Here is an 11,018-nt window from a genome sequence, read left to right as displayed (position 1 = left end):
GGGGTGAGGGGTGGTGCGGCTTTGAGCGGCCTCGGCTGCGCCTCGGGTGTGGATTCAGGGCCTCGGCTGCGCCTCGGCGGGGGGGCTCTTCGGCTGCGCCTCATCGGCATGGCATGGCGGGATAGGTCCCGCCCTGCGGGGCTGGTCACATCTTGCCGAGGGGCGCGCGGAGGCGCTTGAGGCCGGGGCGACCGGCTGTAGCTTCGGCGCCATGAAGCACCTTCTCACAGCCATGGCTCTTGCCGCCCCGGGCGCCCTTTCGGCGCATCCGCATGTTTTTGTCGAAACCGGCTTCGAGGTGCTGTTTGACGAGGCCGGATTGATCGAGGCGGTGCGGGTGCACTGGCGCTACGATGAGCTGACCTCGCTTTACATCACCGAGGAGCGCGGCGTTGACAGCGATTACGACGGCGAGGCCACCGAGGCGGAGCTGGAAGCGCTGAAGGGCTTTGACATGGGCTGGCCCGAGGGCTTCGAGGGGGATACGCACCTCACGGTCGACGGCGTGAAGGTGCCGCTTGGCCCGCCCGAGGAGATCGGGGCGGGGTTTGCCGATGGCATGGTTTTCTCCATTCACCTGCGCCGCCTCGCCGAGCCGGTGAACCCGGAGGGCGTGGTGGTGCTCTCGCCCTATGACGAGAGCTATTACAGCGCCTATGAGGTCACATCCGACACGGTTTTGACGGGCCGCGAGGGCTGCCGCGCCGAGCTTTGGGTGCCCGATTTCGACGCCGCTGCCGAGCAGCTTCAGGCGGCGCTGGATGAGCTGCAGGGCAGCGCGCAGGCGCAGGGGCTGGACGAGGCCGAGTTTCCGCCGGTGGGCGACATGTTTGCGCAGGAAGTCCGGGTGGCGTGCGACGCTGGCTCGTAGGCGTTGCCGTTCTGCTGGCGATTGCGCTGGCGGGGCTTTGGGCGAGCGGCGCGGTGGACGTGCTTGGGCGCTGGGCTTCGGCTGCGCAGAGGGAATTTCAGGGCAGCATGGCCGGGGCGATCCGGGCGCTGAAGGGCGGGCAGCCAGCGGCGATCTGGGGGCTGATCGGGCTATCGTTTGCCTATGGCGTGGTGCATGCCGCCGGGCCGGGGCACGGCAAGGTGCTGATCGGCGGCTACGGGCTGGGGCGGCGCGTGCCGCTGGTGAAACTCTCGGTGATTGCCCTGCTCTCGTCTCTGGCACAGGCGGGCGCAGCGGTGGCGCTGGTTTACGGCGCGATCGCGGTGCTGGGCTGGGGCGGCGACCGGGTGGAGGGCCTGACCGAGGACGTGCTGGCCCCGGCGAGTTACGGGGCGATTGCGCTGATCGGGCTCTGGCTGGCCTGGCGCGGGGTGCGCGGGCTGCTGCGCCGGGCGCGGGCCGTGGACGGCGAGGCGCATGCGGATGGGCCTCATGCGCATCGTGGGGGCCATGGGCACCATCACCATCACCATCACCATCATGATCATGACCATGACCATGGCCACGATCATCACCCTCACGACCACACGGACGACTGGGCGGTGTGCGAGACCTGCGGCCATGCCCACGGGCCGACGCTGGCGCAGGTGGAGCAGGCGGGCAGCCTGCGGGATGTCCTGTTGCTGATCGCGGGCATCGCGATTCGGCCCTGCACTGGCGCGCTTTTCTTGCTGGTCATCACCTGGCGCCTGGGGCTCTCGGGTGCGGGCGTGGCCGGGGCCTTTGCGATGGGGCTGGGTACGGCGCTGGTGACCATCGCCGTGGCCATCATGGCCGTGACCCTGCGCGAGGGCACGTGGAGCGCGCTCGAAGGGCGCGGTGGGGCGCTTCGGGTTGCCGGGCCGGTGCTGGAGCTGGCGGCCGGAGCTGTTGTGGTGTTGGTCGCGGGGCAATTGCTGTTGCGCGCGCTCTAAGAGAGCTTTCCTGTCAGCTTGGGGCATCGGCGTGGCCTGTCTGCGGGCGGCGGGTCAGCGCGAGCACGAGCGTGGCCAGCGCCAGCCCTGCGGCGGCGAGGAAGGTCAGGCTGAAGGCGCGGGCGATGGCCTCTGGCGCGGCCTGTGCCGGATCGGGCGTGCCCTGAAAGATCACGAAGAGCGCGGGCATGGCGGAGGCCCCTGTCATCAGGCCGAGGTTGCGCGAGAGGGCGAGCAGGCCCGAGATGCGCCCGCGGTCGGCCTCGGGCGCGGCAGCCAGCACGGCGGTGTTGTTGCCTGCCAGAAAGAGCTGGAAGGCCGGGGTGAGCAGGGTGAGCGCCAGCACGTAACCCGGGGTGCCGAGGGCGCGGGGTAGCAGGGCGAGGGCGACCAGCCCCAGCACCGTCTGGGCGAGGCCGATCTGCATGGTGCGGGCCGCGCCGAGCCGGTCGGTCAGCCACCCGGCGGGCAGGCCCGTGAGGGCGGCCACGAAGGGGCCGGTGGCGAGCACCAGCCCTGTCTGGGCGGGGCCGAGGCCGAGGGCGAAGGCGAGGTAGAAGGGGCCGACGACGAGGGTGGACATCATGATGGTGCCGACCGCGGTGTTCATCGCCAGCCCGGTTCCGGTGGCCCGGCTGCGCAGCAACGCGAGCGGCAGCAGGGGCGCGCGGGCGCGGCGTTCGGCCAGCACGAAGAGCGCGCCCGCGCCGAGGGCCGTGGCCAGCAGCAGGCCGGGCGGAAGCCGGGCGGGCAGGGCGGTGCCGCTGGTGGCGAGCGCATAGGCGGTGAGCGTGAGGATCAGCAGCAGGGTGCCGGGCGCGTCGAGGCTTGCCCATGTTCCCGCCCATGTGGCGCGGTGCGCACGCGGGCTGGCCGGAATGGTGGAAAGGGCCATGGCGAGGCTGGCAAGGGCGGTGGCGGCCAGCAGCCAGAAGGCGGCACGCCAGTCGGCCCATGCCAGCAGCAGCCCGCCCATGGACGGCCCCAGCGCCGTGCCGATGGCGGAGGTGGTGCCGAGCAGACCCATCGCGGTGCCGAGCCGCCCTTCCGGCAGGCGGTTGCGGGCGAGCGACATAGGCAGGGCGATCATCACCGCCCCCGCGCCGCCCTGCACCGCCCGGGCCGCGACGAGCGACGGCAGGGAGGGCGCGAGGGCCGCGGCGATGGAGGCGAGAGTGAACAGGGCGAGGCCGCTGAGCAGCACGCGGCGGGGGCCGAAGATGTCTCCCAGCCGCCCGGCGGAGACGACGGCGACGGTGATGGCGGGGAGATAGGCGAGCACCACCCATTGCACCTGCGGCATCGGGGCCGCGAAGGCGCGGGCGAGGTCTGGCAGCAGGACCGAGGCCGTGGAGATGCCGAGGGAGGCGGTGAGGGTGGCCGCCGCGAGGGCGGCGAGCAGGGGGCGGGTGTTTGGGCGCGACATGCGACTCTCTCTTGGCTGGAGATCAGGGAGCCGGTAAGCTGCCACTTCAAGCCAGCTTGAGGTCAAGACATGAAACTGCTCGATATCGGAGAACTTGCCGAGCGCACCGGGCTGCCGCCCTCGACCCTGCGCTATTACGAGGAGATCGGGCTGATCCGCCCGGTCGGGCGCAAGGGGCTGCGGCGGCAGTATGATGCGCCGGTGGCCACCCAGCTTGCGCTGATCGGGCTGGGCAAGATGGCGGGGTTCTCGCTGGGCGAGATTGGCGCGATGTTTGCCCGGGACGGCACGCCCGAGCTGCCGCGCGCGGAGCTGCGCCAGCGGGCCGATGCGCTGGATGAGCAGATCCGCGGGCTGACCCGCCTCAGCGAGGCGCTGCGCCATGTGGCCGATTGCAAGGCGGCGAGCCATATGGATTGCCCCAAGTTCCGGCGGCTGATGGAGTTTGCGGCGCAGAAGGCGGGCCGGGGCTGAGCCGATGCGATGAGGGGCCGGAGGCGCCGAAGAGCGGCCCCCGTGCCGGGTGGGACTCGGGCGAGCGGTTCTCTGCTGACAGCATGGGCTTGCCCCGCGCGGGCCGAAGGCCTAGCAGGAGCCATGCGCGATCAGATGACATATGCGGGGCACGCCAAGGCGATTCTGCTCCTCGGGCTGCCCCTCGTGGGCGGGCATCTGGCGCAGATGGCGATCCAGATCACCGACACGCTGATGATGGGGTGGTATTCCATCCCCGGGCTCGCGGCGATGGTGCTGGCGGGCACCTTCTGGATCGTGGCCTTCATCTTCTCCATCGGCTTCAGCCAGGCGGTGCTGCCGATGGTGGCCGAGGCCAGCGAGCGGGGCGAGGAGGGCGTGGTGCGGTTGCGCCGGGTCACGCGGATGGGCTTCTGGCTCTCGGCCTTTGCCTGGGCCGCCTTCCAGCCCGCCTTCTGGTTCTCCGGCCCGATCCTGGTGGCCATGGGGCAGGACCCGGAGCTTTCGGCCATGGCCCAGGGCTACCTGCGGATCGCGGGCGTGGCGCTTCTGCCTGCGCTGCTGACCATGGTGCTGAAGAGCTACCTTTCGGCGCTGGAGCGCACGCAGGTGCTGCTCTGGATCGCGGTGATCGCCGCCGTCGTGAACGTCTTCCTGAACTGGGTGCTGATCTTCGGCAACCTTGGCGCGCCGGAACTGGGGCTGAAGGGTGCGGCCTGGGCCTCGCTGACCGGGCACTTGCTTTCGGTGGCGCTGCTGGCGCTCTACGCGCGCCGGATCCTCCCCGAGCACGGCATCTTCCACCGGCTGTGGCGGGGCGACGGCGACGCCCTGCGGCAGGTCTTTGCGCTGGGCTGGCCGATTGGGCTGACGCTGCTGGCGGAGGTGGGGCTCTTTGCCTTCTCCTCGCTGCTGATGGGCTGGATTGGCACCATCGCGCTTGCGGCCCACGGCATCGCCATCCAGATCGCCAGCGCGACCTTCATGGTGCACCTTGGCCTCAGCAATGCGGCCACGATCCGCGCGGGCAAGGCCTTTGGCCGGGTCGACGAGCCGGGGCTGCGGCGTGGGGCGGCGGTGTCGATCGCGCTGTCGGTGGCCTGGGCGCTGGCAACGCTGGTGGCCTATCTCGTCTTCCCGGCCTTCCTCGTGGGTCTGTTCGTGGACCCGAACGAGCCTGCGCGCGAGGCGATCATCGCCACCGGCATCGGACTGATGGCGATGGCGGCCCTGTTCCAGCTTTTCGACGGGGCGCAGGTGACGGCGATGGGCCTGCTGCGCGGGGTGCAGGACATCAGGGTGCCGATGTGGATTGCCGCCGTCTCCTACTGGGGTGTGGGCGCGCCGCTGGCCTGGGGCTTCGGCTTTCCGCTGGGTTGGGGCGGCATGGGCGTGTGGTTTGGCCTTGCCATGGGGCTGGCGGTGGCCGGCATCCTGCTGCTCTGGCGGTTCTGGGGCCGGTCGGTGCGGATTGGCGCGGCCCTCGCCCCGGGCGGAGAGGCTGCCGCCTGAGCACGCCCTTCCCCGCCCGGGCGCGTGGTGCTAGGCATGCAGGCGATCTAGAGCAGGAGATGCCCGTGATGAGTGACAGCGCACCGAAAGACCAGTTGGGCAGCCTGCTGCGCCGCCTTCCGGGCAAGATCTTCGCGGTGATCGACGGCGCGCATTTTGACGACCTTCCGGGGCGAATCCGCGACGTGGGGCTGAAGGCGATTCCGCTCTTCACCGACGAGATCGACCTGCCCGCGCTGGGCCGTGGGCCGCACCTTGTGGCCTGTCCCAACCTCTTTGCCGTGGAGCAGGTGACGGATGTCTGCGCGGGGGTGCCTGCCGTGGTCTGGTGGGACTGGCCCGATCAGGGCGAGAAGAGCGCCGACAACATTTTTGCCCATCTGCGGCGCCTGAACCTGGTGGAGATCCCGGCCAACCGGGCCGAGCCCATCGTGGGCCGGCGGCAGGTGGGCGCGGTCGACAGGGGTGCGGGCTGGGAGACGGTGCTGTTTCGCCATGGCGACCCGCATGTGATGTCGCTGCTGATTCCGGTGCTGGATGACACCCAGCGCGGGCAGCTTTTTGGCGCCGCGCTGTCTGTCGCAATGCAGCCGCCGGGGGCCGAGGTGACGCACACGCAAAACCCCAGCCACAACGCGCCGCCGGAGTTCGGCCGGCTCAGGCTGAAGTCGGAGCAATATGACGAGCTGGCGGGCGTGCATGGCCGGGGGCTGCGTCGCCGCGCGGTGCACGAGCTTGGCCCTGACATGCCCGAGCGCACGGCAGAGGAGCGCGAGGCGCGGGTGGTGGATGCCTATGACCGCGCCGAGAGCTACGGCTGCATGACGCTGGACCAGATCTGGGAGTTCATCCACCTCGACAAGCGCTGGGGCTGCCGCTTCGAGCATGCGGAGGGCCACGAGAAGGTGCTGGAGGCGCTGAAGATGGCCGATGCCAGCGCCGAGGAGCGGCTTTGGCGGGCGGAGATGGAGCTGGGCTTCGCGAAGTAGGGCGGGCGCTGCTCTTCGGGGCCTTGCCTGGCGGCGCGGCCGCTCATCGCAGCGGGTTGGGCGCGCCGGGTTGCCTGTGCGGGATTGCTGGGGCATTGTCGGGTCAGGCCCGGCGTTCGGGCCATGGAGACTTGATGTCAGAGATTGCGTGAGGTGGCCGCCCCGGTGGGGTGGCAGCTGAGAGACGGGACAGGCCCCGGGAGGGCTTGAGCCTTCTGTCGTGCAATCCAGAGACTTCGATGAACATTTCAAGAGACGAACAGCGGGCGCTGCATGTGCTGGCCCGGGGCGGCTGCATTCGCCATGAGCGCGGTGCGAATGGCAAGGTCACGGGCGTGACCTGTTTTACCCATGACGGGCTGGTGCTGGAGGGGGTCGGCCTGCGGCTCTTCACCCGGCTCAGAAGGCGGCGGCTGATCGAGAGCCGGAACGGCGCGCCCTACCGGATATCGCTGAAAGGGCGCAGGGCGGTGCGGGCACAGCCTGACAATGCGGCCTGAGGGGGCGGCCTGAGGGGCGGCCCAAAGGTCGGCCTGAAGGGTGGCCCGAGGGCCGGAACGCGACCGGGCGGCAGGCCGGATGCCCGCCGCCCGGTTTGTCGTTTTGGAGAGGCGGCGCTTACGAGAGCAGCTCGTCCTCGGTGATGACGTCGTCGGTCGGCAGAGCCTCGACCCCGTTTTCGTCGATCACGGGTTCCGGATCGGCTTCGGGTGCCGGCTGCACGCAGGCAGCGAGGCCCAGGACCAGGAGGAGGGGCAGCGTCTTGCGGATCATGGGTGTCCCTTTCAAATTGATTAACGATGCGCGGGCGCAGATTGGCAGCAAATCGGAGGGCAGGCAACCGCCCGCGCCCTCAGCCCTCGCCCTTGGCCCGCATCAGCCGATCGGCCTTCTTGCGCACCAGCACGGAGCGCAGATCGTGCATCGCCAGCAGCAGCGCGTCGGTGACCTCTTCGAGCTGGTCCTCCTCGGCCTTGGACTGCACCCATTGCGTGGTGATGTTGAGGTAATCCACCGCGCGGTGGATGTCGTCGATGTCGCGCCGGGCCAGAAGGGCGGTGCGCTCGGTCATCCACTCGGTGATGGCGGCCACGTCTTCCTCGGTGAGCTTTCGGTCGCCGTGCGGCTTTACCTCGCCGTTGCGGATGTTGATCACGGCGATCTGATCCATCTCGATGCGGCGCTGGCGGTTTTCGGTATCGACCCGGAAGGCCACCGCCCCGTTTTCGCGCACGCGGAAGTAATAGTCCGGTAGTTCGCCTGCCATCGGCCTCATGTCCCCGTTCGTTTGCAAAGGGATAGCAGGGGGAGAGGCACGGCGCCAGATGGGGAGCTTCGATGCCGCCGGGGCGAACTCCGAGGTCATCACCTACCCGGCAGACGGGGTGAGCGTGGTGAAGGGCGAGGCCCGGCTGTTCACATTCGATCGGGTCTTCCACGGTGATCACTTTGCGCCGCCCAACGTCGAACTGGCGCAAGATGGTGTAGAACGTCGTCGCCTTGCCCGTGTCCGTGGACTCGGAGAGCAGGCAGGGGCCGCCAGGGGAGGATGGCGGGACAAGTCCCGCCCTACGAAAAAGGCCCGGCGGTGGGGCCGGGCCTTTTGGTGTCAGGGTGCGGGGGCGGTTACTTCAGCCCGGCGCAGAAGGCCTGTATGCGGGTGCAGGCTTCTTTCAGGTTCTCGTCGGAGGTGGCGTAGCTGACGCGGAAGTTGGGCGAGAGGCCGAAGGCCGCGCCGAAGACGGCGGCGACGCCTTTTTCTTCCAGCAGGGCGGTGCAGAACTCCTCGTCGTTGGAGATCGTCTTGCCGCCTTCGGTCGTCTTGCCGATGCAGCCTGACACGTCGGGGTAGACGTAGAAGGCGCCTTCCGGGGTGGCGCAGGTGATGCCTTCGGCGGCGTTCAGCATCTCCACCACCAGATCACGGCGGCGCTTGAAGGTTTCGTTGTTCACCGGGATGAAGTCCTGCGCGCCGTTCAGCGCCTCGACGGCGGCCCATTGGGACACCGAGCAGGGGTTGGAGGTGCTCTGGCTCTGGATCTTGCGCATCGCCGCGATCAGCTCTTTCGGGCCTGCGGCATAGCCGATGCGCCAGCCGGTCATCGCGTAGGCTTTCGACACGCCGTTCACGGTGAGGGTGCGGTCGTAGAGTTGCGGCTCGACCTGGGCGGGGGTGCAGAACTCGAAGTCGTCGTAGACGAGGTGTTCATACATGTCGTCGGTCATCACCCAGACGTGGGGGTGCTTAAGGAGCACATCCGTCAGCGCCTTCAGCTCGTCCCATGTGTAGCCCGCGCCGGTGGGGTTGGAGGGGGAATTGAAGATCAGCCACTTGGTCTTGGGGGTGATCGCGGCCTCAAGCTCTGCGGGCGTCAGCTTGTAGGCGTTCTCGGCCTTGGCTTCGGCCACAACGGGCGTGCCGCCTGCGAGCAGGGTCATGTCGGGGTAGGAGACCCAGTAGGGCGCGGGAATCACCACCTCGTCACCGGGGTTCAGCGTGGCCATCAGGGCGTTGTAGAGAATCTGCTTGCCGCCGGTGCCGACCGACACCTGCGCGGGCTCGTAGCTCAGCCCGTTGTCGCGCTTCAGCTTGGCGCAGATTGCCGCTTTCAGCTCTGGAATGCCGTCTACGGCTGTATATTTGGTCTTGCCCTCTGTTATAGCCTTGATGCCCGCCTGCTTGATGTTGTCGGGCGTATCGAAATCGGGCTCCCCCGCGCCGAGGCCGATCACGTCCTTGCCGGCGGCCTTCAGCTCGGCGGCGAGGTTGGAGACGGCGATGGTGGGCGAGGGCTTCACGCGCGAGAGCGTGTCGGAGAGGAAGGCCATTTTGGGCTCCGGTCTGAGTTCGGACGGGGCCGAGTAGTAGGCCCGGGCGGATGCGCGTTCAAGCGCCAATACGGCCCGGACAGGAGAGGACGGGACATGGAAAGCGAGAGCGGCAGCTGGTTTGACGCCGAGACGGCGACCTTCGGGGATCGCGTGGCCGGGGCGCGGGACGCGCTGGGCTGGAGCCAGAAGGAGCTGGCCGATCGGCTGGGGGTGAAGACCAAGACGGTGAAGCAGTGGGAGAACGACGCCAGCGAGCCGCGCGCCAACAAGTTGCAGATGCTGGCGGGGATGCTCGGTGTGTCGATGCGCTGGCTGCTGTCGGGCGAAGGCCCGGGGATCGAGGCGCCGCTGCCCGAGGGCGTGGTGCCCGCGACCGCGCCTGCCGAGCTTGCCGGGCTGCTGGCCGAGATCCGCGCCGTGCGGGGCGAGATGACTCTGCAGGCGCAGCGGCTGGAGCGGCTGGAGGCCCGGCTGGAGGCGGCACTGGAGGCCTCGACTTGAGTGGCGGAGTGCACGCGGGCGAAAGCCGCGAGGTGCGGCTGAAACGGTTGAAGATCCGGGCATGGCGGCGGGGCATCAAGGAGATGGACCTGCTGTTGGGCGGATTTGCCGATAGCGAGATGGCCGGGCTTTCCGATGAAGATCTGGACGCTTTCGAGGCGCTGATGGAAGAGGCCGACCAGGACCTGTTGCGCTGGGTCACCGGGCTGGCGCCTGCGCCTGAGCATCACGTTGCGATGCTGCGGCGGATCGCGCCAGAGGCGCGTGTATGAGGTGATGCCGGAGGCGTGTTTAGAGTGATGCCGGAGGGGCGTGCTTAGGAATACGCCGGAGGCGCGCTTTGAGCTTGCGGCCCGACACCTCTTTGCACGGGTGCGCAGCGGGCGCGCCACCTTGCAGGCCGAGGCGAAAACTGCGCGAAGTTTGTGGCGCAAACAAAGATGATCTGCGGAAAAATTGTCGGGACTTAACGAGTTCTAAGGGTTTCGCGCGCTATGGGGGTGCCAGACAAGAACTGGCGGAGGTGCCCATGAGCATCCATTCCCCCGTCGCTCCCAGCCTGAGGCAGGGCTTCATGGGCGGCTATCTCGAGACGCTGGCGCTGGTGGAGCGGCTCCATCGGCTTCTGCTCGATGTCATCAAGGACGAGTTCGAGCGTGTCGGCGTGCTGGAGATCAACGCAGTGCAGGCGCTTCTGCTGTTCAACGTGGGCGACCACGAGGTGACAGCCGGCGAGTTGAAGACGCGTGGCTACTACCAGGGCTCCAACGTCAGCTACAACCTCAAGAAGCTGGTCGAACTGGGCTACATGCACCACCAGCGCTGCGAGATTGATCGCCGCTCGGTGCGGGTGCGACTGACCGAACGGGGCCGCCATATCCGCGATCTGGTGGCAGAGCTCTTCGAGCGCCACGCGGAGGGGCTCCAGACCAGCGGCGCCATCGACATGGACGGGCTGGAAGTGATCACCGCCGCGCTCCGCCGGATGGAGCGCTACTGGGGCGACCAGATCCGCTACATCTACTGAAGCATGTCGCCTGCGGCCTGAATCGCTATACGCTGCCGTTCGCCTTTTGCGCAACAGAACTGGCGATGCGCGATGTCTGAGGTTGAAGGCGAAACGCCATAGGCAGGCCGTGAACCCGCCGGGCAGGGGGCTGTTCCCCGAAAGGGGGCGGCCTTTTTGCTGTGTTACCTGTCCGCCGCTCACAGCGCGGCCCGTGGACACGGGCCGAGCGCAGCGAGGCCAACGCCACGCCGAACCGGTTGACGCTTTGCAGGCAAGGCACCGCGCTACGCGCCCGGCAAGAGCCGCGCCGCGCAGCGGCCAGCGGCAGCCCCCGAGCGTAGCGAGGCCACCGAGAGCCCCATGGGGCTGGAGTGTTCAGCACTTGTCCGGCCATGGCTCTTGGCGGGCG

At 68.7% G+C, this 11,018-nt stretch carries 13 protein-coding genes and 1 pseudogene; 9 read left to right on the top strand and 5 right to left on the bottom strand.

Annotated elements, in window-relative coordinates:
- Positions 1-211 precede the first annotated feature (211 nt).
- Both DYI42_RS21540 and DYI42_RS21535 read left to right on the top strand, forming a co-directional pair.
- The gene (locus tag DYI42_RS21540; RefSeq protein WP_213548871.1) at positions 212-871 is read left to right on the top strand and encodes a DUF1007 family protein; all 660 of its coding nucleotides are present in this window, start codon (positions 212-214) and stop codon (positions 869-871) included.
- A complete protein-coding gene (locus DYI42_RS21535; RefSeq protein ID WP_213548868.1) occupies positions 853-1,866 on the top strand; it encodes a nickel/cobalt transporter in 1,014 nt (337 codons plus the stop codon). The genes DYI42_RS21540 and DYI42_RS21535 overlap by 19 nt, the downstream gene beginning before the upstream one ends.
- Positions 1,867-1,879: 13 nt before the next feature.
- Here DYI42_RS21535 and DYI42_RS21530 read toward each other — a convergent pair whose 3' ends face one another.
- Complete coding sequence (locus DYI42_RS21530) at positions 1,880-3,292, bottom strand: MFS transporter (protein ID WP_213548866.1); 1,413 nt, start codon at positions 3,290-3,292, stop codon at positions 1,880-1,882.
- Between the two features lie 69 nt (positions 3,293-3,361).
- Here DYI42_RS21530 and DYI42_RS21525 point away from each other — a divergent pair, with 69 nt between their 5' ends.
- The 4 genes from DYI42_RS21525 (at position 3,362) to DYI42_RS21510 (ending at position 6,767) form a co-directional block, all read left to right on the top strand.
- Positions 3,362-3,766 carry a helix-turn-helix domain-containing protein gene (locus DYI42_RS21525; protein WP_213548864.1) on the top strand — a complete coding sequence of 135 codons (405 nt, stop codon included), beginning with the start codon at positions 3,362-3,364 and terminating at the stop codon, positions 3,764-3,766.
- A 123-nt stretch (positions 3,767-3,889) separates the two neighbouring features.
- Positions 3,890-5,278: an MATE family efflux transporter gene (locus DYI42_RS21520; protein WP_213548862.1), complete on the top strand. Its 1,389-nt coding sequence runs from the start codon at positions 3,890-3,892 to the stop codon at positions 5,276-5,278.
- Positions 5,279-5,346: 68 nt separating this feature from the next.
- Positions 5,347-6,267 (top strand): DUF4123 domain-containing protein, encoded by a 921-nt coding sequence (locus DYI42_RS21515; protein WP_213548860.1) that lies wholly within the window; start codon positions 5,347-5,349, stop codon positions 6,265-6,267.
- Positions 6,268-6,506: 239 nt separating this feature from the next.
- The gene (locus DYI42_RS21510) at positions 6,507-6,767 is read left to right on the top strand and encodes a YjhX family toxin (protein ID WP_213548858.1); all 261 of its coding nucleotides are present in this window, start codon (positions 6,507-6,509) and stop codon (positions 6,765-6,767) included.
- Positions 6,768-6,885: 118 nt separating this feature from the next.
- Here the strand turns inward: DYI42_RS21510 and DYI42_RS21505 are convergent, their stop codons facing one another.
- From DYI42_RS21505 to DYI42_RS21490, 4 genes and pseudogenes are all read right to left on the bottom strand, one after another.
- On the bottom strand, positions 6,886-7,041 hold the full coding sequence (locus DYI42_RS21505; RefSeq protein WP_213548856.1) for a hypothetical protein: 156 nt from the start codon (positions 7,039-7,041) through the stop codon (positions 6,886-6,888).
- A 79-nt stretch (positions 7,042-7,120) separates the two neighbouring features.
- Positions 7,121-7,534, bottom strand: coding sequence for a hypothetical protein (locus DYI42_RS21500; protein WP_213548854.1), 414 nt, complete (start codon positions 7,532-7,534; stop codon positions 7,121-7,123).
- Positions 7,535-7,676: 142 nt separating this feature from the next.
- Positions 7,677-7,880 (bottom strand): annotated as a pseudogene (locus tag DYI42_RS24750) (ATPase, T2SS/T4P/T4SS family); the annotation flags it as partial.
- 13 nt (positions 7,881-7,893) lie between these two features.
- Positions 7,894-9,096, bottom strand: a complete 1,203-nt coding sequence (locus DYI42_RS21490) for a pyridoxal phosphate-dependent aminotransferase (RefSeq protein WP_213548852.1) — start codon at positions 9,094-9,096, stop codon at positions 7,894-7,896.
- Between the two features lie 96 nt (positions 9,097-9,192).
- On the opposite strand from DYI42_RS21490, the gene DYI42_RS21485 reads away from it, so the two are divergent.
- The 3 genes from DYI42_RS21485 (at position 9,193) to DYI42_RS21475 (ending at position 10,627) form a co-directional block, all read left to right on the top strand.
- Positions 9,193-9,600, top strand: coding sequence for a helix-turn-helix domain-containing protein (locus DYI42_RS21485; protein WP_213548850.1), 408 nt, complete (start codon positions 9,193-9,195; stop codon positions 9,598-9,600).
- Positions 9,597-9,872 (top strand): succinate dehydrogenase assembly factor 2, encoded by a 276-nt coding sequence (locus DYI42_RS21480; RefSeq protein WP_244868069.1) that lies wholly within the window; start codon positions 9,597-9,599, stop codon positions 9,870-9,872. Before DYI42_RS21485 ends, DYI42_RS21480 begins: the two co-directional genes overlap by 4 nt.
- A gap of 257 nt (positions 9,873-10,129) precedes the next feature.
- A complete protein-coding gene (locus DYI42_RS21475; protein ID WP_213548848.1) occupies positions 10,130-10,627 on the top strand; it encodes a MarR family winged helix-turn-helix transcriptional regulator in 498 nt (165 codons plus the stop codon).
- Positions 10,628-11,018: the final 391 nt, after the last annotated feature.

This window comes from Vannielia litorea (genome assembly GCF_018424695.1).
Taxonomy (GTDB): Bacteria; Pseudomonadota; Alphaproteobacteria; order Rhodobacterales; family Rhodobacteraceae; genus Vannielia; species Vannielia litorea_A.
The sequence above is the reverse complement of the archived record's forward strand: the minus strand, read 5'-3'. Positions and strand labels throughout refer to the sequence as shown.